This is a genomic window from Psychroserpens jangbogonensis (assembly GCF_000797465.1).
GTDB lineage: Bacteria > Bacteroidota > Bacteroidia > Flavobacteriales > Flavobacteriaceae > Psychroserpens > Psychroserpens jangbogonensis.
Genome location: NZ_JSWG01000012.1, coordinates 129,473 through 155,313, shown reverse-complemented (window position 1 = coordinate 155,313; position 25,841 = coordinate 129,473). Strand labels below are relative to the sequence as shown.

Annotated in this window: 22 protein-coding genes and 1 tRNA gene; 16 read left to right on the top strand and 7 right to left on the bottom strand. The window is 32.6% G+C overall.

Going from position 1 to position 25,841, the window contains the following annotated elements:
* Window positions 1–6: 6 nt before the first annotated feature.
* From RH81_RS12800 to miaB, 5 genes are all read right to left on the bottom strand, one after another.
* Complete coding sequence (locus tag RH81_RS12800; RefSeq protein ID WP_033960920.1) at window positions 7–513, bottom strand: LptE family protein; 507 nt, start codon at window positions 511–513, stop codon at window positions 7–9.
* 3 nt (window positions 514–516) lie between these two features.
* Window positions 517–708, bottom strand: a complete 192-nt coding sequence (locus RH81_RS12795; RefSeq protein WP_033960918.1) for a hypothetical protein — start codon at window positions 706–708, stop codon at window positions 517–519.
* A 77-nt stretch (window positions 709–785) separates the two neighbouring features.
* Window positions 786–2,732, bottom strand: a complete 1,947-nt coding sequence (locus RH81_RS12790; RefSeq protein WP_161791991.1) for an immunoglobulin-like domain-containing protein — start codon at window positions 2,730–2,732, stop codon at window positions 786–788.
* 64 nt (window positions 2,733–2,796) lie between these two features.
* On the bottom strand, window positions 2,797–4,065 hold the full coding sequence (locus RH81_RS12785; RefSeq protein ID WP_033960912.1) for a sigma 54-interacting transcriptional regulator: 1,269 nt from the start codon (window positions 4,063–4,065) through the stop codon (window positions 2,797–2,799).
* An 8-nt stretch (window positions 4,066–4,073) separates the two neighbouring features.
* Complete coding sequence (gene miaB, locus RH81_RS12780; RefSeq protein WP_033960911.1) at window positions 4,074–5,519, bottom strand: tRNA (N6-isopentenyl adenosine(37)-C2)-methylthiotransferase MiaB; 1,446 nt, start codon at window positions 5,517–5,519, stop codon at window positions 4,074–4,076.
* Between the two features lie 169 nt (window positions 5,520–5,688).
* On the opposite strand from miaB, the gene RH81_RS12775 reads away from it, so the two are divergent.
* The 9 genes from RH81_RS12775 (at window position 5,689) to RH81_RS12735 (ending at window position 16,788) form a co-directional block, all read left to right on the top strand.
* Window positions 5,689–6,453: a hypothetical protein gene (locus tag RH81_RS12775; RefSeq protein ID WP_033960910.1), complete on the top strand. Its 765-nt coding sequence runs from the start codon at window positions 5,689–5,691 to the stop codon at window positions 6,451–6,453.
* Between the two features lie 44 nt (window positions 6,454–6,497).
* On the top strand, window positions 6,498–6,941 hold the full coding sequence (locus tag RH81_RS12770; protein WP_152604834.1) for a hypothetical protein: 444 nt from the start codon (window positions 6,498–6,500) through the stop codon (window positions 6,939–6,941).
* 164 nt (window positions 6,942–7,105) lie between these two features.
* On the top strand, window positions 7,106–9,610 hold the full coding sequence (topA, locus tag RH81_RS12765; protein ID WP_033960908.1) for a type I DNA topoisomerase: 2,505 nt from the start codon (window positions 7,106–7,108) through the stop codon (window positions 9,608–9,610).
* Between the two features lie 5 nt (window positions 9,611–9,615).
* Window positions 9,616–10,782, top strand: coding sequence for a formimidoylglutamase (locus tag RH81_RS12760; RefSeq protein WP_033960907.1), 1,167 nt, complete (start codon window positions 9,616–9,618; stop codon window positions 10,780–10,782).
* Window positions 10,783–10,977: 195 nt separating this feature from the next.
* On the top strand, window positions 10,978–12,342 hold the full coding sequence (gene porK / locus RH81_RS12755) for a T9SS ring complex lipoprotein PorK/GldK (RefSeq protein WP_479551606.1): 1,365 nt from the start codon (window positions 10,978–10,980) through the stop codon (window positions 12,340–12,342).
* 72 nt (window positions 12,343–12,414) lie between these two features.
* A complete protein-coding gene (gene porL, locus RH81_RS12750; RefSeq protein ID WP_033960905.1) occupies window positions 12,415–13,047 on the top strand; it encodes a type IX secretion system motor protein PorL/GldL in 633 nt (210 codons plus the stop codon).
* Between the two features lie 57 nt (window positions 13,048–13,104).
* Window positions 13,105–14,667, top strand: coding sequence for a type IX secretion system motor protein PorM/GldM (gene porM / locus RH81_RS12745; RefSeq protein WP_033960904.1), 1,563 nt, complete (start codon window positions 13,105–13,107; stop codon window positions 14,665–14,667).
* A 42-nt stretch (window positions 14,668–14,709) separates the two neighbouring features.
* Complete coding sequence (gene porN, locus RH81_RS12740; protein ID WP_033960903.1) at window positions 14,710–15,609, top strand: type IX secretion system ring subunit PorN/GldN; 900 nt, start codon at window positions 14,710–14,712, stop codon at window positions 15,607–15,609.
* A gap of 135 nt (window positions 15,610–15,744) precedes the next feature.
* On the top strand, window positions 15,745–16,788 hold the full coding sequence (locus RH81_RS12735) for an NAD(P)/FAD-dependent oxidoreductase (RefSeq protein ID WP_033960901.1): 1,044 nt from the start codon (window positions 15,745–15,747) through the stop codon (window positions 16,786–16,788).
* A gap of 8 nt (window positions 16,789–16,796) precedes the next feature.
* Here RH81_RS12735 and RH81_RS12730 read toward each other — a convergent pair whose 3' ends face one another.
* The gene (locus tag RH81_RS12730) at window positions 16,797–17,180 is read right to left on the bottom strand and encodes a DUF983 domain-containing protein (protein ID WP_033960899.1); all 384 of its coding nucleotides are present in this window, start codon (window positions 17,178–17,180) and stop codon (window positions 16,797–16,799) included.
* An 81-nt stretch (window positions 17,181–17,261) separates the two neighbouring features.
* On the opposite strand from RH81_RS12730, the gene RH81_RS12725 reads away from it, so the two are divergent.
* The 4 genes from RH81_RS12725 to RH81_RS12710 all read left to right on the top strand — a co-directional run bounded on the left by RH81_RS12725 (window position 17,262) and on the right by RH81_RS12710 (window position 20,668).
* Window positions 17,262–19,169 (top strand): ABC-F family ATP-binding cassette domain-containing protein, encoded by a 1,908-nt coding sequence (locus tag RH81_RS12725; RefSeq protein ID WP_033960897.1) that lies wholly within the window; start codon window positions 17,262–17,264, stop codon window positions 19,167–19,169.
* A gap of 18 nt (window positions 19,170–19,187) precedes the next feature.
* Complete coding sequence (locus RH81_RS12720; protein ID WP_033960895.1) at window positions 19,188–19,370, top strand: CPXCG motif-containing cysteine-rich protein; 183 nt, start codon at window positions 19,188–19,190, stop codon at window positions 19,368–19,370.
* Between the two features lie 142 nt (window positions 19,371–19,512).
* On the top strand, window positions 19,513–20,418 hold the full coding sequence (locus RH81_RS12715) for a leucine-rich repeat domain-containing protein (RefSeq protein WP_033960892.1): 906 nt from the start codon (window positions 19,513–19,515) through the stop codon (window positions 20,416–20,418).
* A 177-nt stretch (window positions 20,419–20,595) separates the two neighbouring features.
* Window positions 20,596–20,668 (top strand) — tRNA-Met (locus RH81_RS12710).
* A gap of 100 nt (window positions 20,669–20,768) precedes the next feature.
* Here the strand turns inward: RH81_RS12710 and RH81_RS12705 are convergent.
* Window positions 20,769–21,818: an adenylate/guanylate cyclase domain-containing protein gene (locus RH81_RS12705; RefSeq protein WP_206539389.1), complete on the bottom strand. Its 1,050-nt coding sequence runs from the start codon at window positions 21,816–21,818 to the stop codon at window positions 20,769–20,771.
* A 307-nt stretch (window positions 21,819–22,125) separates the two neighbouring features.
* On the opposite strand from RH81_RS12705, the gene RH81_RS12700 reads away from it, so the two are divergent.
* The 3 genes from RH81_RS12700 to RH81_RS12690 all read left to right on the top strand — a co-directional run bounded on the left by RH81_RS12700 (window position 22,126) and on the right by RH81_RS12690 (window position 25,816).
* Window positions 22,126–23,058 carry a helix-turn-helix domain-containing protein gene (locus tag RH81_RS12700; protein WP_161791990.1) on the top strand — a complete coding sequence of 311 codons (933 nt, stop codon included), beginning with the start codon at window positions 22,126–22,128 and terminating at the stop codon, window positions 23,056–23,058.
* Between the two features lie 237 nt (window positions 23,059–23,295).
* Entirely contained in the window at window positions 23,296–24,261 is a 966-nt protein-coding gene (locus RH81_RS16800) for a YSC84-related protein (protein WP_081988315.1), read from the top strand.
* A gap of 94 nt (window positions 24,262–24,355) precedes the next feature.
* The gene (locus RH81_RS12690; RefSeq protein ID WP_033960889.1) at window positions 24,356–25,816 is read left to right on the top strand and encodes an amidase; all 1,461 of its coding nucleotides are present in this window, start codon (window positions 24,356–24,358) and stop codon (window positions 25,814–25,816) included.
* Window positions 25,817–25,841 lie beyond the last annotated feature (25 nt).

The following is a 25,841-nucleotide window of genomic DNA, read 5'->3' as shown; positions in this document are numbered from 1 at the left end:
ATAGTATTACCATTTAGCTAAGGTAGCATTAAATATGTCTTGAGTGATACGTTCAAAAATTTCTTCTATTGCTGTGTCTTTTTGAGATCCTATTAATTGTGCGCTACCTTCATAATCGAAAAAGAAAGAGAAGCGTTGTTCAAACTCTTCTTCAGGTTCATTTTTGTCATAAAACCGAACATTTACACCAATGGTTAGTCTGTTCTGTGCCGCAGTACTATTTGCTTGCGCAGTTGTAGGAGAAATGCGATATTCTGTAATTTCACCTTCATAAACTAAGTCACCACCAGAATTCACAATACTTAAATTGGTTTGATTAAGGATTAAATCTTGTAATGCTAAAGTAAAATCTCTATCTAATCCTGGTTCTACTAGGTTTGAAGAATTTTGAAAATAATTAACTTGGAACGTTTCAATATTATCTGCAATTGAAGTTCCTGTAAACGAATATGGTCCACATCCTAATAGAATGATTGATGAAAAAAGAAGTATGATGTAGTTAATTTGTTTCATTAATTAATAAGTATTAGGACGTTTCATGGTGATAAAAGCATAAATGTAACCACCTTCAATCGTAAAAGAAGTGGTTATTAATCGATAGCCTTTATAGTGTTTATCGTTAATTAAATCTTCAGCTTCTTTTCTAATTGTTTCAGAGCTGTTAGGCGAAAACGACATTCTTAATCTGAATATTTCAACTGCTTTCATGTGTTTTTTTAGATGATTTTGCAATTTCAAAAATAACTTATTAAAAATCTGTTTGTCATAAAATTTTCAAAAAATATTTAATCGGGAATTTCATCGCCTTGATAATAATAATTGGCTTCAATGTGACTATAAACCAACCAAGTTCCAGAATTTACTAAATATGCACGCGTGGAAGACGCAGGCATTCCTAAATTATTGAGGGAGTATCCAAATCCATACATAGTGTAAGGGCCTTCATCAAGATAATGCTGATTTATATTTAAATTAGAGAACAAGTGAATATTAAACAAGATGTTTGTTTTGTACAATTCTCGATATGGTTGTAAAAAAGAGAAAATTTGTAATAGATTGGTTTGACTTTGATGTAAAGGGTTAATCGTCGAATTCCAATAAACTAGACCTTCATAGCTATAATCAACTCCTATTTGGCGTAAAAGATCATTTTCATCATATCTAATATTATAAACATTTAAAACACCAAAGTCTGGATTTGTTATTAGGGAAGTGCTTCCGTCATTAGATACTCTAAAGATAAGATCTTTCTTAAAATAACGTATATAGCCAGTGTCTTCGACAGTTAAAACATTAAATGTATAATCTATATTCAGTCCTTGTGTTGTACTGCTAATGCTGGAGTCCTCAAGATAATGATTATCATAACCATTTGAGTAAGCGTTTGATAGATTAAAATTAAAGTCGTTTATGTAATCAGACATGATAGGATTGAATACAAAAGTTCTGTCATTTATCTGAGTGATTCTGTCATTTGCATCATAAAAAACCTCAATAAATGGTGTTCCATTGGCAATTATAGAAGTTAGTTTGCCATTACTATCAAAATTATAAAAGTATTCAGTGCCTGTAATGACTTCTTCGACAGAAGAAATTCTTCCATTAATATCAAATCTTAATTTAGCTCGAAGTGATGTGACTCCGGAATTATAGGAGAACAAATGACATTCAGCTATTATGGTACTTGACGATCCTTCAGCCACATTGACCATTCTAACAACTTCTTCAGCCATATTTCCAGACTGATCGGAAACATTATATGTAATTTCGTAGGAACCCGAAATATTTGGATTTACTACATCTCCGCCAATTACTATTTCTGAAGAGATATCACCATCGCTATCATCGACAGCTGTGGCACCAGATTCTTCATAGGTTTCACCAAAAGTATGTTCGATAGTTGCTTCTCCAATGAGCGTTATAACTGGAGGACTAGTATCTGGAATTACATTCACAGTTCTAATGACTTGTTCTGCAGCATTTTCTGATGAGTCGGAAACATTATATGTAATTTCGTAGGAGCCCGAAACGTTTGGGTCTACTACATCTCCGCCAATTACTATTTCTGAAGAGATATCACCATCGATATCATCAACAGCTGTTGCTCCAAGTTCTTCATAGGCTTCACCAAAAGCCAATTCGATCGTTGCTTCACCAATGAGTGTTATAACTGGAGGACTTGTGTTTGGTAATACATTCACAGTTCGTAACACTTGATCTGCAGCATTTCCTGCCGCATCAGACACATCATAGGTAATGATATAGGTGTTAGGTATAGTCGAATCTACAGTTGCACCACCAATTACTATTTCTGAAGAGATGTCACCATCGATATCATCAACAGCTGCTGCTCCAAGTTCTTCATAGGCTTCACTAAAAGCCAGTTCGATTGTTGCTTCACCAATGATCATTATAACTGGTTGATTTGAGTCCGGTAAGACATTCACAGTTCGTAACACTTGATCTGCAGCATTTCCTGCCGCATCAGACACATCATAGGTAATGATATAGGTGTTTGGTATATCCGAATTTACAGTTGCACCGCCAATAACAATATTTGAGGAAATGTCACCATCAACATCATCTGTGGCGGTAGCGTTTAGTTCCGCATATGCTGTTCCAAAAGTAAGATTAATTGTTGCATCACCAATTAAGGTGATTTCAGGCGGAGTGGTGTCTTCAGGAATACTATTATTCTCCTCCTGGTCACTATTACATGACAATAGAAACATAAGCAGGGTGAAAAAAATAAAGCGTTTTAGAATCATAATGTCAAATTAAAAAAATAATCTGACTCTACAAATCGTATTGCTTTATTTTTCTATAGAGCGTGCGCTCGCTAATACCTAATTCGGCAGCAGCTAACTTCCGTTTTCCGTTATGACGTTCTAATGATTTTTTGATAAGTTCCAATTCTTTATCATGTAGAGATAACGTTTCTTCTTCTTGAATCTCTTCGGCAAAATGATATTTGTCTTGTGAATTTTCTTCAATTGTTTCTGTAAAAGTATCTTGATTTTCTGGAAGCGGTAATACTTCTAAATTTTGAAAATCATTTTCGTAAGATTCTTTTTCATTGCCTCCATATATTTTCTCAATTAAGTGTTCGTTGTCTTTTTGAACTTCATTTGCATTGCCACTTTTCATTAACTCCATTGTGAGTTTTTTAAGATCTGAAAGATCACTTTTCATATCAAAAAGAACCTTATATAAAATCTCACGTTCATTACTAAAATCACTTTCAGCTTTAGAATTATTTATTACGGCAGGTAGATTGGTTGACGCATTTGGTAAGTAACTTCGAAGTGAAGCTGCGCTTATGATTCGATTTTGTTCTAGTACCGAAATTTGTTCGGCAACATTACGTAATTGCCTAATGTTACCATTCCAACGAAACTTTAATAAAACAGCAACGGCATCATCGTTAAGTTTAATGGTTGGCATTTTATATTTAAGTGCAAAGTCGCTTGCAAATTTTCTAAATAGTAAGTGAATATCTTCTTGACGTTCCCTAAGAGGTGGAATGGCAATTTCTACAGTACTTAGCCTGTAATACAAATCTTCACGAAACTTTTCTTTTTTTATAGCTTCAAACATATTCACGTTGGTTGCAGCTACAATACGAACGTCTGTTTTTTGAACTTTACTTGATCCAACTTTTAAAAATTCACCATTTTCTAATACACGTAATAAACGGACTTGTGTAGTTAACGGTAATTCGCCAACTTCATCTAAAAATATAGTTCCACCATCTGCTACTTCAAAATAACCAGATCGTGTTGAAGTTGCTCCTGTAAAAGCTCCTTTTTCGTGACCAAAAAGTTCACTGTCAATAGTTCCTTCAGGAATTGCTCCACAGTTAACCGCAATGTATTTACCGTGTTTACGATGTGATAATTGATGTATGATTTTCGGAATACTTTCTTTTCCAACACCACTTTCTCCAGTGACCAATACCGAAATATCAGTAGGTGATACTTGAATCGCTTTTTCAATAGCACGATTAAGTTTTTGGTTGTTTCCTATAATTCCGAAACGTTGTTTTATGGCTTGTATTGATTCCATTTGTTATCTTAATTATTTTTTGAATACCCTGTAGCTTCACCAATAAGTGTTGCAGTAGTGCAATCTTTTATTGTGACGTTAACTAATTCTCCAACCTTATAATTCTCCTTTGGAAAAACAGCGACAATATTCTGTGAGGTTTTTCCAGACCATTGATCGTTTGATTTTTTTGATTCACGTTCAATAAGGACTTCAACTTCGGTATTTAAATATTTCTTGATTTGAAATTCTCCAAGCTCACGCTGTAACTGTACAATTTCTGCAAGGCGTCGCTTTTTAACATCATGAGGAACATCATCTTCCAATTTACGTTCTGCCATAGTTCCTGGTCGTTCAGAATACATATACATAAATCCAAAGTTATACTTCACATACTCCATTAAACTTAACGTGTCTTTATGGTCTTGGTCCGTTTCTGTTGGGAAACCAGCAATTAAATCTTGGCTAATAGAACATTCAGGAAGAATACGTCTTATATGATCAATGAGTTCAAAATATTCTTCTCTCGTATGCAAACGATTCATCTCTTTCAAAATACGATTGCTTCCGCTTTGAACAGGTAAATGAATGTGTTTACAAATATTATCGAATTTCGCCATGGTTTCAATCACATCCAAAGTCAGATCTTGCGGGTTACTAGTTGAAAAACGAATTCGCATTTTTGGTTGTGCTTTGGCACATAATTCTAATAATTCCGTAAAATTAACTGCAGTTGCTTTTTGCAAGTCACTCGCTTTTGAGAAATCTTTTTTGAGTCCACCACCATACCATAAATAGCTGTCTACATTTTGACCTAAAAGCGTTATTTCTTTAAAACCTTTATTCCATAAATCATTAACTTCTTCAATAATACTTTGTGGATCACGACTACGTTCACGTCCTCTAGTAAAAGGGACAACGCAAAACGTACACATATTATCACAACCACGAGTTATAGATACAAAAGCGGAAACGCCATTGCTATTTAATCGAACTGGAGAAATGTCGCCATAGGTTTCTTCTTTTGAAAGTATAACGTTAATGGCATCTCGACCTTCATCAACTTCAGCTAAAAGGTTTGGTAAGTCTTTATACGCATCTGGACCAACAACTAAGTCGACAATCTTTTCTTCTTCTAAAAACTTAGTTTTTAACCGTTCAGCCATACAGCCCAAAACACCAACCTTCATTTTCGGGTTAATACGTTTAACGGCATTGTATTTTTCTAATCGCTTTCTAACGGTTTGTTCGGCTTTGTCTCTAATTGAGCAAGTGTTCACAAGAACCAGATCTGCATCTTCAAGGTTTTGTGTTGTATTGTATCCTTGTTCTGTCAAAATAGAAGCTACAATTTCACTATCACTAAAATTCATTGCACAGCCATAGCTTTCAATAAAAAGTTTACGATTATTTCCTTGTTTAGCTTCGAGGATAAGAGATTCTCCTTGTTTGCTTTCGTCTATTGTTTTTTCCATAGGTGTCTTCAGCTTCTGCGAACATCCAATTATATAAGGGTTCCAGACTCAATAAGCATGCAAAGATACGATAAATTTAAAAAATATGACAAAGTGTCAGAGCGGAATTTCTTTTGAAACTAGTTATTAATTCGTTTTCTTTGGTATCTCAACCAATACATATAAATACATGTTATTAGCAGAAATTCAACATAAAATTCAAAATGCAATACAACTTGATTTTGGCCAAATCTTTAATGAAAGCATAGAGTTGTTCAAGAAAGTTTGGGTACAAGGATTAATAATAATGTTGTTAACCATGGCATTTGCAATACCATTAATATTTTTGATTTATATACCTTTAATTGGTTTTAGTATAGCTGGAGAAGCTAATCCTAGTATGATTGATGATGCAGCTCCTTTAATGCTTCTTGTATTTGGTTTAACATATTTGATTGTTGTAGCTGTACTGTCTGTTATAACTGTTGGTCTAAAAGCAGCTTTTTTTAGAATTATGTTTCAGCATGATATGAATGTATCTGGTAAAGAAGATTATTTTTATTTTTTGAAACGACCATATCTTGGTAAAACCATTTCAATTGCCTTTGCTTATTTAGGAATTACCATCCTCGCTACATTATTATGCGTTATTCCATTGATTTATGTCATGGTTCCAATGAGTTTATTGATTGTGATTTATGCTTTTAATCCAGACTTAACAGCTTCTAATTTACTTAAGGTGAGTTTTGAATTGGGTAATAAAAAGTGGTTCATAACCTTTGGTTTAATAATAGTTGCTGGATTACTTGCTGAGATTGTTGGTATGTTATTGTGTTTTGTTGGTATTTTCTTTACAGCATCCTTTGTAAGTATACCTCTATATTTTATTTATAAAAAAGTAATAGGGTTTGAAGAACCTGAATTCACGAAAATTGAAGGTAATTCGAATATATAACGCAACCTTTTATGAGTTTAGGTATCTAATTAGAAATAGACCTTATGAAATTATCTAAAACTATTATTGCCTGTATTTGTTTTCCGTTATTATTAATGAATACTCAATGCGATGAAGATGATGATATCCAAGAAAGTAATTGCGGTCAATCTGTAATTATTGATAATGTGTTTTTTGAATCTGCAGTTTCTGGCGATTACCAATTAGTTAGCTTTGATATTAATGAAGATTGTCTAACTATTGAAGTCTCAGCTAGTGGATGTGACGGAGAAACATGGAGTATGGTGTTGGTTGATTCTGGAGAAGTTGCCGAATCCTCACCTGAGCAACGTTATTTGAAGTTTGTTTTTACAAATGAGGAAGCATGTTTAGCTGTGTTTAATCAAAGCAGAATATTTAATCTTTCAGGATTACGAGTGGATGGTAGCAATGAAGTTGTTTTAAATATTGAAGGTTTTCCAGAAGTCATTAATTATATGTATCCTTAAATAAAAATCAAGTCATATATATGTGTCTTAGATTTTTAAGCTTTTTTTTATGTGGTTTTATATAGATAAACACACACTTTTTTAAGATAAAATGTCATCGAAATTTTTAAAAATTAGGATGATAAATTTTTTTTCACATACATTTGTGCCTGAAAAAATCAAATATGTCGAAGAATTTAGTCATTGTAGAGTCACCAGCAAAAGCCAAAACTATAGAGAAATTTCTTGGAAAAGATTTTAAAGTAGAATCTAGTTTTGGGCATATTGCAGACTTACCTTCTAAAGAATTAGGAGTAGATGTAGAAGGTGATTTTGACCCTAAATATCAAGTTTCAAGCGATAAGAAAGATATTGTTAAAAAACTTAAAGCTCTTGCTAAAAAAGCTGAAATGGTTTGGTTAGCAAGTGATGAGGATCGAGAGGGAGAAGCTATTGCTTGGCACTTAGCTGAGACTTTAGGTTTAGATAAATCTAAGACTAAACGTATCGTATTTCATGAAATTACTAAAACGGCAATTCAAAAAGCTATTGAAAACCCAAGAGGTATAGATTACGATTTGGTAGATGCACAACAAGCAAGACGTGTTTTAGATCGTATTGTTGGTTATGAGTTATCTCCTATATTATGGAGAAAAGTGAAAGGAGGTTTGTCTGCAGGTCGTGTACAATCAGTTTCAGTACGTTTAATTGTTGAACGTGAACGTGAAATTAATAAGTTTAATGCAGAAGCTTCTTATCGTATAGATGCTGAGTTTTCAAATGAAGATGGACAGACATTTAAAGCGAAACTTCCTAAGAATTTTTCATCTAAAGAAGATGCTTATTCATTTTTAGAATCTAATGCAAACGCTGATTTTAAAGTCTCAGATTTACAAAAAAAGCCAGCTAAAAAATCACCAACTGCGCCATTTACTACTTCTACATTACAACAGGAAGCTTCAAGAAAGTTAGGATTCTCAGTAAGTAGAACAATGCAAAACGCACAGCGTTTATATGAAGCTGGTTTGATTACCTATATGAGAACTGATAGTGTAAATTTATCTGATGATGCTCGAAAAGGTGCGCAAGCAGAAATTGAAACGGCTTATGGTTCTCAATTTAGTAAACCAAGAAATTATAAAGGAAAATCTAAAGGTGCTCAAGAAGCGCATGAGGCAATTCGTCCTACAGATTTTTCAAAACATACAGTTGATGTAGAAAGAGATCAAGCACGTTTATACGATTTGATATGGAAACGTGCAATTTCATCTCAAATGAGTGATGCATTACTTGAAAGAACTAATGTGAAGATTAGTGCCTCAACACATAACAATACATTTACAGCTAATGGAGAGGTTATTACTTTTGAAGGCTTTTTAAAAGTGTATTTAGAAGGTACTGATGACGAAGATACAGAACAAGAAGGCATGTTGCCAGCAATGAAAGTGAATGAGAGATTGTTGAGTAGTTATATTACAGCTACCGAACGTTTTTCTCGTCCGCCTTACAGATATACTGAAGCTGCTTTAGTTAAGAAATTAGAAGAGTTAGGTATCGGTCGTCCGTCTACATATGCACCAACAATTTCTACAATCCAAAATAGAAATTATGTTGATAAAGGAGCTAATGAAGGGGTTGAAAGAGGCTATACACAATTAGTACTTCAAAGTGGAAGCATAAAAGATAATTCATTAACTGAAAAAGTAAATAGTGATAAAGGTAAACTAGTTCCAACAGATATTGGGATGATTGTTACCGATTTTCTAGTGACTCATTTTGGTGGAATTTTAGATTACAATTTTACAGCTAAAGTTGAAGCAGATTTCGATGAAATTGCTGAAGGAAAAGAAGATTGGAAGAAAATGATGAAAGCTTTCTATAAGGACTTTCATCCAAAAGTAGAAGATGTAGCAGCAAATGCCGATCGTGAATCAGGTGAACGTGTTCTTGGAAAAGATCCAAAAACAGGTAAACAAGTAAGTGTTCGTTTAGGTAAATTTGGACCAATGGTTCAGATAGGCACTGTCGATGATGAAGATAAGCCTCAATTTGCAAGTTTATCTCCAGATCAACAATTAACTACCATTACATATGAAGAAGCTATGGAGCTTTTTAAGTTACCAAAACAATTAGGAACTTATGAAGGTGAAGAGATCGAAGTTAATAATGGTCGTTTTGGACCTTACGTAAAGTTTGGTAAGAAATTTGTTTCGCTTCCAAAAGGAACTAATCCTATGGATGTTGAAATGGATATAGCTATTGAGTTGATCAAAGAGAAACAAGAAGCAGATGCTCCTATATATATGTTTCAAGATTTACCAGTACAAAAAGGTAAAGGGCGTTTTGGGCCATTTATTAAGTGGAACAATATGTTCATTAACGTGAATAAAAAATACGATTGGGATAATTTATCTGATAGTGATATTGTTACCTTGATTGAAGAAAAGATTCAGAAAGAAATTGATAAAGTCATCCACAATTGGGAAGATGAAGGAATACGTGTTGAAAAAGCACGTTGGGGAAGACACAATATTCTTAAAGGAAAAATAAAAGTAGAGCTTCCAAAAACTGTTGATGTTTCAGAAATGACTTTAGAACAAGCTAAAGCTGAAATTGAAAAGAAGACGCCAAAGAAAAAAGCTGCTGCAAAGAAAAAAACCACAAAAAAGAAAGCCACTACTAAAAAGTAATTTAAATGAATTTTAATTTCTTGTCACCTGTTGCAGATGCAGTATTAGCTCATAACGAACTTTTATCTGAACAAGCGCTGGGCAAAAAAATTAAAATACATTCCTCACAAAAAGGCATTCCAGATTTAGAAGGCGTTAAATTAGCAATCGTTGGTGTTAAAGAAAACCGAAACGATGTTAATTATATGGGAGAAGAATTAAACTTTGATACCATTCGTACATCGTTATATTCTCTTTTCCCTGGAAACTGGCATACTGCTGTTGCTGATTTAGGAGATATTCCTGCAGGAGCAACTATTGAAGATACGTATTATGCAGTGCGCACAATTATTTCTGTTTTAATTGAAAAAAAGATCATACCTATTATAATAGGCGGAAGCCAAGATTTAACTTATGCCAATTATCGTGCTTATGATACAATGGCTCCTATGGTTAACATTGTTAATGTAGATAGCAATTTTGATTTAGGAGATGCATCTGTTGAAATGAAAAACAATACTTTCTTTGGGAAAATCATTTTAGAACAACCTTATAATTTATTTAATTACTCAGTTATTGGGTATCAAACCTATTTCAATTCACAAGAAGAAATAGATTTAATGGATAAGCTTTATTTTGAAGCTTACAGATTAGGAGAGGTGACCCATAATATTAATATGGTAGAACCTGTTATGCGTGATGCGCACATTGTAACAATGGATTTAAAATCTGTACGTGCTGCTGAAGTTGGTTCAAAGCAAAAATATTCACCTAATGGATTTAACGGAAAAGAAATCTGTGCTATTTCCCGTTATGCAGGAATTAGCAATAAAGTATCTTCATTTGGAATATATGAATATAAAACCACTACTGAGTTAGATGCGACTCCAATGCTGATCTCACAGATGATATGGTATTTCATTGAAGGCGTTAACTGTAGAATAAATGATGATGATTTTGATGATGAAAATAATTATCAAAAGTTCAACGTACTTATTGAAGATGAAGAGCTTATATTTTATAAAAGTATAAAAACTGGACGATGGTGGATAGAAATTCCTTTTTTACCAAATGTTAATAATAAATTAAAAAAGCATACGTTATTACCATGCACACACGAAGACTATTTGGAAGCTAGTCAAGGTAAAATACCAGAAAGATGGTATAAAGCGTATAAAAAGAACAGTTTTTAGTATATTTAGCTTTTTAAAATTTAGCACTTTTTTAATCGATGAAATGTTAATTTTATAGGATGAAATGCAAAAAAACTATAAAAAAAATTGGTTTTTACAAAATATATAAATATGTTTACTGCCTTAAAAATAATAAACACGTTTTTAAGACATAATAATTACAACTAAATAATTTAACCTCGAGTTTCTATGAATATTAAGAAGTTTGTTTTATTAACTGCTGTTTTAGCTCTATTAGTCGGTTGTGGCTCTGGTGACAAAGGAGAACTGATTGGAGTTAAAGGAAAGAAATGGCATCCTGAAAAACCTTATGGAATGGCACTTGTTCCAGGTGGAGCATTTATAATGGGAAAATCGGATGATGACCTTGCTGGTGTACAAGATGCACCAACACGAACTGTTACTGTTAGAGCGTTCTATATGGACGAAACCGAAATTACTAATAGTGAGTATCGTGAGTTTGTATATTGGGTTAGAGATTCAATATTAAAAACTAAACTTGCAATTTTAGCTGATGAAATTGGTGAAACTCCTGGTAATGGAGGAATTGGAGAATTTGCATTTAACGATGCTGATCCAGAAAACATGTCTGTATACGAGAAGTATATGTATGATAACTATAGTGGATTAGGTCCTACAGGTTATGAAGGTCGAAAGCTTAACCGTGAGGCTGAGTTGATTTTTGATACCAATGACTATCCAGATGAGTATTATGCTGAGGTCATGGATACAATGTATTTACCAATTGAAGAATCATACAATGGTCAACGTACTTGGGATGTAACGAAATTTAAGTTCCAGTATAAATATATGGATATTCAAAAAGCTGCAAAAGATCGTAGTTTAAGACGTAAAGATGTAATAATTACAGAAGAAGTTGCTGTCTATCCAGACACAACAGCTTGGATACGTGATTTCTCATATTCTTATAACGAACCAATGCATAATGATTACTTCTGGCATGACGCTTATGGTGATTACCCTGTGGTAGGTGTGTCTTGGAAACAAGCAAAGGCCTTCTGTCAATGGAGAACACTAAAGAAGAATACATACCAGAAAAGTAAAGGAAAACCATATGTAAATAAATTCAGATTACCTTCTGAAGCAGAATGGGAATACGCTGCAAGAGGTGGTCTACAAGGGGCAACTTATCCTTGGGGTGGACCTTATGCGAAAAATGATAGAGGTTGTTTTATGGCAAACTTTAAACCATTAAGAGGGGATTATGCGGCAGATCAGGCATTATATACTGTTGAGGCTGATGCATACGAACCAAACGATTTCGATCTTTATAATATGGCAGGAAATGTTTCAGAATGGGTACAAGGATCTTATGATGCAGCATCATATGAGTACTCTGCATCATTTAATCCAAACGTAAATGATCCAGATAACGAACGTAAAGTAGTTCGTGGAGGATCTTGGAAAGATGTTGCTTACTTCTTACAAGTAAGTTCTAGAGACTATGAATATGCAGATTCGGCAAGAAGCTACATTGGGTTTAGAACAGTTCAGGATTACATGGGAACTGAAGTAACACTAAATGCAGCAACCAACTAATTAATAATTAACTAAACTAAATATCTAATCTACTTTAAGTGATTCACTTAAACTAAAAACTAAAAACAAATTATGGCACAAAAAGGAAAAGTAACCGTAACTAATATGATCTACGGATTAGGAGCAGCAATTGTAATTGTTGGAGCTTTATTTAAAATCCAACACTGGCCTTTCGGATCTGAAATCCTTACCATAGGTATGATTGTTGAAGCATTAGTATTTACATATTCAGCTTTTGAAAGACAACAATCAGAATTAGATTGGTCTTTAGTATATCCAGAACTTTCTGGAGGAATGTTGTCAAATAAAAAGAATAAAGAAGAACCTAAAGATGCTGAAGGTTTATTATCTAAAAAATTAGACAACCTTTTAAAAGAAGCTAAAATTGACGGTGAATTAATGGCAAGTTTAGGTTCAAGTATCAAAAACTTTGAAGGAGCTGCAACTGCAATTAGTCCAACTGTAGATTCAATGAATGCTCAAAAGAAATACAGCGAAGAAATGTCTTTAGCTGCTGCTCAAATGGAGTCTTTAAATAGTCTTTATAAAGTACAAATGGAAAGTGCTAATCGTCAAGCTGCTATTAATGAAGAAGCTGTTGAAAACGCAACTAAATTAAAAGAACAAATGCAATCATTAGCATCTAACCTATCATCTTTAAACGGTGTGTATGGTGGAATGCTTTCTGCAATGAATAAAAGCTAATTAGTTTTTAAACTAGATTTAATAACAACTATTAACAAACTAAAAAACTAATTTAAAATGGCAGGAGGAAAATTATCTGCAAGGCAGAAAATGATTAACTTGATGTACTTAGTATTTATTGCTATGATGGCGATGAATATGTCAAAAGAAGTACTATCCGCTTTCGGATTAATGGAAGCAAAATTTGCAAGTTCAAACGAGGCAACAACTGAAAGAAATGAAACGTTGTTGGCTGATTTAGAACTAAAATCGGAAGAGAAGCCAGAAGAATTTATGATTCCAGCTTCAAAAGCGAAAGAAGTTAGTATCGCATCTGAGAAGTTTTATAACTATATCGAAACTTTAAAGAACGATTTATTAAAAAAAGGAGAATACGCTATCGATCCTGAAACTGGTAAATTACCATTTGAAGCGATGGATAAGACTGATATCCTAGATGAGGCTTGGTTTACAGGTGATAGATTTACTAAAAAGGGTGATGAAGTCATGGCTAATATTATGTCTTATAAATCTGAGGTTAGAAAAATCTTAGGAGAGGATATTAAATACAGTAAGGCTTTAGAAAGTTTTGAAGATTTGTTTAAAACTGAGAAAGAGCCTAATAAAGATGGGAAGAAAATTGAGTGGTTAAATTACCATTTCCAAGGTTTTCCTGCAATTGCTTCTTATACTAAGTTAACTGCAATGCAGAATGACGTAAAAGTTACTGAGGCTGGTATGATGAACCTTTTCTTGGGTAATGTATTAACAGACGCTGTATCGCTTAACAAATATCAAGCTATAGTTTTATCTGATAAATCAGCATTCTTTGCTGGTGAAAAATTCCAAGGTAGAGTTGTTATTGGTAAATACGCTAAAGTACCTCCTACAGGATTAAGTATTGGTGGTCAATCTATCGACTTAGCAGAAGCAATAGATTCAACTGGTGCTGCACGTTTAGATTTTAACGTTGGTGGAGTTGGAGAGCATGAAATTGATGGGAAATTCACCTTCTTAGAAGATGGTAAACCATTAGAAATTCCAATTAAAGGAAACTATGTTGTTGTACCAAGACCAAATTCTGCTACAATTTCAGCAGATAAAATGAATGTTGTATATCGTGGTGTTGTAAATCCAATGACTATTTCATTCGCTGGTGTGCCAGATAATAAAGTATCTGCTTCAGGTGCTGGATTGAAAAAAGGTACTGGTATGGGTAAATACTCAATGGTTCCTACTTCAGGTAGAGAAGTTGCGATTAACGTAACTGCTACATTGGATGATGGTTCTAAAGTAAGTGATAAAGCTATTTTTAGAATTAAGGATATTCCTAAACCAGCAGGTCAAATGGCAGGTAAAAGTTTTGCTAAATTGCCTAGAAACAATGTAGAGATTGGTAAAGTTGATGCTGTATTATTAGATTTTGATTTTGATTTACCTTTAACGGTTACAGGATTTAAAATTAAAATACCAGGTCAACCATCTGTAACATGTGCTGGAAACAGATTAAATGGAGCAGCTAAAGGTGCTTTACGTAAAGCTAAACGTGGTGCTGCAATTCAAATTTTTGATATTAAGTCTAGAAGTAATGGACCAATTATTAAACCTGCAACTCCAATAGTTATAGAGTTATCTAATTAACCTACGTTATAGTAGATTAACCCAAATTTAAAATTAAAAGAGATGAATTATAAATTCGTATTATCAATTTTTGTTACTGTAGGACTTACTTCAAGTATGTTTTCTCAGGCAAATATTCTAAATGCTAGAACACCAGAAGCAATTGGTGTTAAAACTGAAGCTCAGTTAGCACTAGATAATGACAAACCATTAGAATACGGTTATCTTGATGATAGAGATATATTGTTCTCTAAAATGACTTGGGAAAAAGTGGTTTTAGACGAACGAGTTAACTTTCCGTTATACTTTCCTGTAGATACTAATAATATTGGGAAAGAAAGACGTTCTTTATATCATACTCTGATTAAAGCCGTTAAAGATGGAGTAATTCAGAATGTTTATAATGATTCTTATTTTACTGAAAAAAGAACCATAAAGGAACTTGGTGACATCACAACTAAAATTGATACTTTAGATATTGGTTACGACCAATTAAATGCTGATGGTTATGTAGATCCTGAGTATATCACAACAAGAAATATTGAAGCTTTTGATATCAGTGCTTATTTAATTAAAGGTCTTTGGTATTTTGATAAGCGTCATGGAGAATTAAAGTATAGAATTTTAGGTCTTGCACCTGCAGCACCAGATATTAACTTTATTGATTCTAATGACGAAACGAATAGAATGCCAAATGCATTGTTTTGGGTGTTTTTCCCTGAAGCTAGACAAGTATTACACGAATCTAAAGCTTTCAATAACAAGAATAGTGCTATGCCTTTAACTTTTGATCACTTGCTAAACTCTAGACGCTTTAACGCTTACATGTACAAAGAAGAAAATGTATATGGAGATCGTGAAGTAAAAGAATATATAGCAGATAATGCTTTAATGCAATTATTAGAATCTGATCGAATTAAAGATAAGATTCGTGATTTCGAACAAGATATGTGGTCTTACTAAGTAAGAACAAATAATTATATTATTAAAAAACGCTCACTTCATTAGTGAGCGTTTTTTATTTCACTCCTTCCGAAATGAGAATCTTTTTATGTAAAGTTGAATTATTCTTATGATATCTTCTTTATTTTTGTCTCAATGAAACACGTAGATTATATAATAGTAGGTAATGGATTAGCTGGTATTGCTTTTTGTGAGCAACTTAGAAAGCATAATAAAGACTTTATAGTCTTTGATAACCAATCCCAACAATCTTCTAAAGTTGCAGCAGGTCTTTATAATCCTGTAGTCTTAAAACGATTTACTCATGTGTGGAATGCTAAAGTTCAACTAGAGATATCAATTCCAAAGTATAAAATACTTGAAGAGCTGCTGAATGTAAAACTAAATTATAAACTACCAGTATATAGAAAGTTTACATCTGTTGAAGAACAAAATGATTGGTTTACAGCTTCAGATAAACCTATTTTGGAAGATTTTTTATCTACGAATTTAATTAAGAACGAAAACTCTGCAATACACGCTGAATTCGGTTTTGGAGAAGTGTTGCATTCTGGTAGAATCAATACAAGTCAATTAATTACATCATATAGGGATTTTTTGATTTCGGAGAATAAATTATATAAAGAAGAGTTTCACCATAATCAATTAGAAATCCAACAGCATTCTGTTCAGTATAAAAATGTAGTGTCAAAGAATATTGTATTTGCTGAAGGATTTGGATTAAATAGCAATCCTTTTTTTAAGAACCTTCCCATAATTGGAACTAAAGGAGAAATGCTTACTATCAAGGCACCAGATTTGAAAATGGATTTCATTTTAAAGTCATCAGTATTTGTTGTTCCACTAGGAGACGATTTATATTGGATTGGATCAACTTATGAAAGGGAAGACAAAACACATGGAATTACTGCTGATGCAAAGGATGAGCTAGTAGACAAACTTAAAAAAATAATTAACTGTGATTTTGAAGTCGTAAAGCAAATCGCAGGAATACGTCCTACAACAAGAGATCGTAGACCTTTTGTTGGCTCACATCCTGATTATCAAAATTTATTTGTGCTTAATGGTTTAGGAACCAGAGGTGTGATGATGTCTCCATTTGCGGCTGAACAGCTTTTTCAACATATCGAGAATGGAAACAGTTTAGATCCACAAATCGATATTACAAGGTTTTATTAAATCAATTGCTATTTCTTCACTAAGTTTTTATCGTAACTCATAAACAGATTAATCCAAATATTTCTGGAAAGTCTAAGTATTATTGGTCCGAAAGCAATCATGGTTACAACAATGGCAATAAATGCAGTCAATAAAGATGAGTGCAAAAATAAATAGCTAATTATAAAAGCAGCTACTGCAAATGCAATGCCAACACCATAACTTACATACATTGAGCCATAGAAAAAAGAAGGTTCTATGAGATAACGTGTATTACAATGCGAACACTTTTCGTTGATTTTAAAAACATCACGAAGCACATATGGGTTTCTATTTTTATACATAGATTCTTGATGACATTTCGGACAAGCTCCTGTGAAAATACTGTATACTTTTGTGCCTTTTAACATGATTTAAATTTGATTACTTTTGCGCTTTGTATTTAGGTACAAATTTACGGTTAATTAATAATTTCATTGTAACAAAAGTAACAAATGCTTAATATCCATAATCTTTCTATTTCTTTTCAAGGCGAATTTCTTTTTGAGGATATCACGTTTAAACTCAGTCCTGGAGATCGTATTGGTTTAATAGGTAAAAATGGCGCAGGTAAATCTACAATGCTTAAAATTCTGTCAAAAGAATTAGAGCCAGATTCAGGGCAAATTGCTGCAGATAAAAATTTGAGTATTGGTTTCTTAAAGCAGGATATAGATTTTGTTTTAGGAAGAACAGTTCTTGATGAGTCTTATGAAGCTTTTAAAGAGATTAAAGAGCTTGAAGCCAAAATGGAGGATGTTAATACTCAATTGGCTGAACGTACTGATTATGAAAGTGAAAGTTATCATCAGTTAATGGTAGACCTTAATGAGATTCAACACACCTATGAAATTATAGGAGGTTATAATTATCAAGGTGAAACTGAAAAAATATTACAAGGTCTAGGATTTAGGCGAGAGGATTTTAATAAACTCACAGACACCTTTTCTGGAGGTTGGAGAATGCGTATAGAGTTAGCTAAGTTGTTATTACAAAACAATGATGTTTTGCTTTTAGATGAGCCAACAAACCACTTAGATATCGAATCGATTATATGGTTAGAGAGTTTTTTGAAGAATTATTCAGGAGCAGTAGTAATTGTATCTCACGATAAAATGTTTTTAGACAATGTTACCAATCGTACAATTGAGATTTCATTAGGTAGAATTTATGATTATCCGAAACCATATTCTAAATTTTTAGTACTTCGTCAAGAAATAAAAACACAGCAACTTGCATCACAGAAAAATCAACAAAAACAGATTGAACAGACTGAAAAACTGATTGAAAAATTCAGGGCTAAAGCGAGTAAAGCTACTATGGCTCAGTCTCTAATAAAGAAATTAGACAGAATTGATCGTATTGAAGTAGATGAAGATGATAATAGTGTAATGACTTTAAATTTTCCAGTATCTGTTATTCCTGGGAAGGTTGTGGTTGAAGCGGAAAACATCTCTAAACGTTATGACGATAATCAAGTATTATCGGATGTTAATTTGATGATAGAGCGCAATAGTAAAACCGCATTTGTTGGTCAAAATGGTCAGGGTAAATCTACACTAGCAAAAATTATTGTCGGTGAAATTAAATATGAAGGACATCTAAAACTAGGTCATAATGTACAGATAGGATATTTTGCTCAAAATCAAGCAGAGTATCTAGATGGTAGCAAAACGGTTTTAGACACAATGATTGATGCTGCCAACGAAACTAATAGAAGTAAAGTACGTGATATTTTAGGATCCTTTTTGTTTCGTGGTGACGAAGCAGAAAAGTATGTAAGAGTCCTCTCTGGAGGAGAAAGAAACCGATTAGCTCTAGCAAAACTTATGCTGCAGCCAATTAATGTTTTAATCATGGATGAGCCTACAAATCACTTGGATATCAAATCTAAAAATGTATTAAAAGAAGCTTTAAAAAAGTATGAAGGGACTTTAGTATTGGTATCTCACGATAGGGACTTCCTTCAAGGTTTAACCAATAAGGTTTACGAATTTAAAGACGAAAAAATTAAAGAATACTTAGGTGATATTGATTTCTATTTAGAACAACGTAATGTTGAGAATTTACGTGAAGTTGAAAAACGAACAGTTGTAAAAGTAACTCCTAAGACTACAAATAAGCAATCTTACGAAGATCAGAAGAAGCTTAAATCGCTTAACAATAAGTTAAGCAATATCGAATCTAAAATAAATCAGTTAGAAAAGGAGATTAAAACTGATGATGTTGAGCTGGCAACAAATTATGATGCCACAGTTGCAGATGAAACTTTTTTTGATCGATATCAAACAAAGAAAGATAAGTTAAAACATTTAATGACAGATTGGGAAAAAGTCCATTTGAATTTAGAAGAACTTACATAATTTATACGATTATTGAACATGGAAGAACACTTTTTTCAATGTCCATATTGTTGGGAAAACATATCAATGCTCATTGATATTTCACAAGAAAAACAGTCATATATTGAAGATTGTGAGGTGTGCTGTAATCCTATTCAATTGAATATTAGTACTGAAAATAGCGAAATTTCAAGCTTTGAAGCTCAAAATATTGAACAATAGTCATTTTTTAAACACCTAAAAATCAAATGGTTATATATTTTTCGATGAACGACCATGCATTTCATCGAAAAAAGTTGGTAGATCGTCGATATTCTGTTATTTTCGTTATAGTAAATGTGCACCCTCACAAAAATCTACTATTATGAAAACCGTTAAAATTACATTGTTGTTATGCTTAGTAACGATATTTTCGTTTGCTAATGTTACTACACAAGAAAAAGAAGCACTTCTTGCTTTACACAATTCTACAAAAGGAACATCTTGGAATACCACTTGGGATATAAACAGTCCTGTTTCAACTTGGTATGGTGTTACTGTTGAAGATGAAAAAGTAGTTGCTCTTAATTTAGAATTCAATAATCTTGAAGGTCAACTTCCTGAAACAATTGGAGATCTAGTTAACCTTACAGAACTAAATTTATTTAGAAATAATATCACAGGAGTTATTCCAAATTCAATTGGAAACCTAAAAGCTCTTAAAGTATTAAATATAGCTTTTAATAATTTGGATGGAGAATTGCCAAATAGGATTGGTGACTTATCTTCATTACAATCATTGCAATTATTCATGAACAATATTGAAGGATCAATTCCTGAATCTATTGGTCAGTTATCACAATTACAAACTTTAGAATTATACAATAATAGACTTTCAGGAGTGTTGCCTAATTCATTAGGTAATTTAGGTAACCTAAACGAGTTATTGATTAGTAGTAATAACCTAACTGGTAAATTACCTCAAAGTATTGGTAATTTAACTGACTTAAAAATATTAAGTGTATTTGATAATAGTTTATTAGGAATAGTACCTAATGCGATTTCAAGTCTTGTAAATTTAGAAGAATTAGTTTTAGCTAATAATGCGTTTTTTGGCAATCTTCCAACAGACTTGGCAAACTTATCAAACCTTAAGGTATTAATGATAGGTAATAATGATTTTAAAGGCGAGTTCGCTAAGTTACATGGACAGTTTCCAAATATGGAACAATTTGATTTTGTAAATAACAATGATACAGGAGTATTAGCAACTTTAGACATAGAAGATTAATTATTTTTTATAGTTTTAATTTTTTAGATAACTCTCAACGTTTAAAGTTGGGAGTTATTTTTTTGTATTTTATTGTTGCTAAAATCAAAAAGCATTGTATATTTGCACTCCTAAATGATTGAGTCGGCATTATGAACCGAAAGTTAAAAGCTAAGAAAATCATTTTAGATATTAAATCGCGGGATAGAGCAGTAGGTAGCTCGTCGGGCTCATAACCCGAAGGTCACTGGTTCGAGTCCAGTTCCCGCTACTAATAGAACCTTCAGCCTTTTTGGTTGGAGGTTTTGTGTTTTTAGAATTTATGCGAATATATAATGGACACTTTGGATTTAATCTGTTATAAAAAAAATCTAATCATAAACCACATCATATAATTGGATGTGTTCTTTTTTTCCTTCAAGTAGTAATTCGTCAATTTTAATGAATGAATAGCCAGGTTCTTCGGTTAATTGATCAAACAATGATTCAGAAATAAGTGTTTTAGAATTATAACTATTACATTCGGCTTGAATTCGTGCCGTTGTATTTAATATATCTCCAGTATAGATTAAGTCCTTTTTAATGATGCCTATTTCTCCAGCTGTAACTTCACCAACATGAAAACCCGCTTTAAATTCTGGGATCAAACCAAATTCCGTGATATATGTGTCTTTGTTTTTAGTGATGGCGTTTGAAATTTTAATAAAACAATGAATACAATTATTATTATGAACACCTCTTTTTTCTTTCCAAGTCACAACAATTTCATCGCCTACGTATTGATATACTTCACCAGAAGTTTCTAATATAGCATTAGTCATATCGGCATAATACGTTTTTAATAATTTAAAATAACGTTCATGACCAATTTGCTCAGCAATGGTAGTGGATGATTTCATATCTAAAAACATGAATATTCGCTTTTCTTGAATAGGTTTATGATATTTTCCGAGGTAATTCAGCACAACGTTATTACCTAAATACGTTTCAATTACAGAATAAAACAGTGCAATGTCAAGAATTATACCTGTATAGATAATAATAGTCCAAAACGAAAATTCGGACATAAAATTTAATAACCTATCAAATACTTCCTGACTAAATACATTACTGTTTAAGAGAATAGCATTAGTTACTAAAGTTATGATTGATAGAAATAGAATGATCAAGATGAGGTAGAAGATGCTCTTAAATACAAACTTTTTCCATAACTCAAGTTTACTAAAGTATGCTTTCATCCATAACACTTCAACACAGCCTTGAAACAATCCCATACAGAAGCTACCAATGCTTACAACAAGTAATGATCCTTTAAAACTGTATAGATTTCCAGTTGTTGGGTATTGATCTAGTGCTCCTATTAGGCCAGCTTCTAGTAAAATATAGATCAATCCAAATAAGAGCCAGATGGCACCAAACATGAAAATTTGCCTTATTTGACGTTTATGTCTTGAATGTATAACCATTTAGTAAATATAAATAAATCATCCTTAAGAATTATTCCGTTATTTTGTACTCATAGAATTATTTAGCTACATGTTTTTTATAATTGGAATTTTCATTACCGTTTTTCTTTGCCTTCTTTTACTTATAAAAAAGAACAAATCCCGTGCAGATCAGATTTTGGTTCTTTGGTTAGTTCTAATTTTAATAAATCAGCTATTAAATTATTTTCTGGTTACAAAAGCCATTTATCAATACCCTGATTTTTTAGGAATCACTCTTTCGATGCCAGTGATGCTTGGTGTGTTCTTGTATTTGTATGTAAGGGAAATCACAGGGAATAGATTAGATAATAATTGGATAACACTACTGCACTTTGTGCCAACGATACTACTTGTGTTATTAGCTATTCCTTTTTATATGATAACAGGTGCCGAAAAGATTTATGTTTTTGAAAACGATGGAGAAGGTTTCGAATGGTATTCAATGATTCAAAATACTGTAGTTGCCTTATCTGGTCTAACATATTCTATATGGTCTTTAGTTATTATAAATAGACATCAAAAAAGTATTAAAGACAAATTTTCTAATACAGATAAAAAGGAGTTGCAATGGCTTCGATTGTTATCAATTGGTTTTGCTGTAATATGGGTTTTAGCTGCATTTTTTGATGAGGTTGTAATATATTCTGCCGTCTCAGTTTTTGTATTGTGTATTGCAATTTTTGGAATCAATCAGTTAAGTATATTTAATTCGAATGCAGAACTTGAAGACATTATAGACAATCAACCAACAAACGGAACTGGAAAACCAAGTACTAAAACACCTTCTAAAGAAGATATAAAGTCAGAGAAATATGCCAAATCGGGATTGAGTGAAGAGATGGCTTCAGAAATCTATACGAGCCTAAAAGTTTTAATGGAAGACAGCTCGTACTATAAAGACGAAGAGCTCACATTGATTGAGTTATCCAAACGTCTTGAAGTACACCCAAATCATTTATCGCAAGTGATTAATGAAATGGAAGGAAAGAATTTTTACAACTACATCAATTCTCTTCGAATAAATGAGTTTATTAAATTAGCTCAATTACCAGAAAGCAAAAAATACACCATGATTTCTTTAGCTTATGATTGTGGGTTTAGTACAAAATCTACATTTAACAAGCATTTTAAATTACAAACAGGAAAAACTCCTACTGATTTTTTCAAATCTTAAGCTTTTTTTTACCAATAATTCATTTTGCTTGTAAATACACACCTCTTTTATTAGTATTTATAATTCTCTTAAAACGCTTATAAACACTCCTTTTTTGAGTGCTTACCTATAAGCGCGTACCTCTGTTTTTATCCGGCTTGTATACTTGACCTTTTGAGATTCAAAACTGCCACATCTTTGTACAAGAATTAAAACGATATGAAATAGTTCATTCGTTAATAATTAAAATTTATAAAAATGAAAACAGTACAATTAACACAAGGGAAAATAATAACAGCTGTATTAGCACTTATTATTTCAATTACAATGAATGCACAAGTAGGTGGTTGGAATCCAGAATTAACAAATGATTCAAACGAGGCCTTAAAAACAATGCTTGAAAAAACTCCAAAACTAGAATCATTTTACAATAAGTCTTATGGCTATGTTGTTTTTCCAAAAATAACAAAAGCTGGTATCGGTATTGGTGGAGCAATGGGTAAAGGGATTCTTTTTGAAATGCATCAAGTCGTAGGAGTGTCTAAATTAAAACAAGCATCATTTGGCTTACAATTTGGTGGACAACAATACAGCGAAGTCATCTTTTTTGAAAATAAGGATTCTTTTGAAAAATTCACCAATGGAAAATTAAAGTTTGATGCACAAGCGTCAGCGGTAGCTTTGAAAAAAGGAGCATCAATTGATATGGCTTATCAAAATGGAGTAGCAGTATTTACAATGACAAAAGGTGGTTTAATGTATGAGGCTTCAATAGGAGGTCAGCATTTTAAATACATACCAAAAGGTGTAGTGAATGAACAACTTATTAAGGACTCTAAAAAAACAATTGGACAAGTTATTGAAAACAATCAAGAGCTAAAATCCTTAAAAAACAGCGCTTATGCTTATGCTGTCTTTCCAAAAATCAAAAAAGTAGGATCGAGTATTATTGTTCTTGGTGAAGGTGTTGTGTTTAAAAACGGACAAGCTATAGGTTATTCAAAATTAAAACAGAATTCAAAGATGACTAAAACGATGAATAGGAGGTTTAGTGAGATTATCTTCTTTGAAAACAAAGATGCTTTTGAGGGTTTTAAAAACAGTAACATCAAAAAAGACACTTCAAAAGGAGTAGCTGTGTTTAAGGTAGCAAAAGGAGGCTCAATTAAAAAAGCCTCAACTAATGGTCAGTATTTTAAATATACAGAAGCAAAACACTTGTAAATCATTGATGTCAATTAAAGGGTGTTCCGTTTTATAAAATGGAACACTCAAGACTGAACCTAAGTATACATTTGACAAACATAAATTCAATACGATGAAACCAATATTATTTCAAAGCGCAACAGTAATAACAAAACTAATAAGAGATAAAAAAATCTCTTGTGAAGCTGTTGCGATTGAATTCTTAAATCATATTAAAATTCATAATCCAACTATAAATGCTATATCAGACATTAGGGATTATGATGATATTATCTCTGAAGCAAGAGCAAAAGATCTGCTTTTACAGGATGGTATTGTATTAGGACCATTGCATGGTTTGCCAATAACTGTAAAAGATAGTTTTAATGTTGAGGGATTAATTTCTTCCAACGGCAATCCTAAATTAAAATCAAATATTGTTCTTACAGATGCTGAATTAGTTAAGCGATTTAAAAAGGCTGGAGCCATCATAATAGGTAAAACCAATTTAGCACTATATGCTTTAGATTGGCAAACAACAAACCCTTGGTTTGGGCAAACTAATAATCCATATAACCTTAATCACGTTGTTGGAGGAAGTTCAGGTGGATCTGCAGCAGCTTTAGCTTCAGGATTTACAGCTTTAGAATTGGGGACAGATGCTGGAGGTTCTATTAGAGTGCCTGCCCATTTTTGTGGTGTTTGCGGAATTCGTACTACAGAATCAGCATTACCAAATAGAGGGAATATGGTAACGCCTGGTTTACCAAGGCTGGGCAGATATTTAGTAAGTAATGGTCCTATGGCCAGAAACGTGGACGATTTAATACTGGCTATGGAAGTCCTTTGGAATAATGAACAACAGTTTTCAGAAAATCCTCCTGTAGCCTTAAAACAGTTTCAATACAAAGGAGAGAAATTAAAAGTCGCTTATTCAGAGACTCTAGATGGTCTATATCTTGACGAAGACTATACAGAAGTCTATCAGAAGTTTTTGACCAAGATTCACCAATCAAATCACGAACTAGTTCAATCTAAACCTAGCTATAGTTCTAGCACTTTAATTAACCTTTGGGGAAAAATAGCAGGTTACGATTTTGGTGCAGCTTTGAAAAAAATGCCATTTAAAGGATTGATTTCTTATGTGTTTATAAAATCAAAATATAAAGACAGACAATGGGCAAAAGGAATGAGCCAAGGAGCAAAAAGCTCTAAAAATCAATACGCTCAGGCATTACAGCTCAAGGAAGATGTTTCAGATACATTTACTGAATTTTTCAAAAAGCATGATGTATGGATTACACCTGTGTCAATAGCACCAGCTTTTCAACATCAAAAAACAGGAGCGTCGTTTGAAGTAAATAGAAGAAAAGTTCCTTATACAAAAGCATTTATCCCATTTAATTTTCCGTCAACAATTCCTGGCCATCCTATTGTCGTTATTCCAATTGGAATGACAAAAAAAGGATTACCAGTAGGCATACAAATTCATGGTCAGAAATGGCATGATTATAAAGTTCTTCAAATAGCAAAGGAGTTAGAACAATTTGCAGATGGCTTCCAAATTCCAAATATGTTTAATCAAGAGTTATGAATAAAATAGAACCTAAAAAATTGAA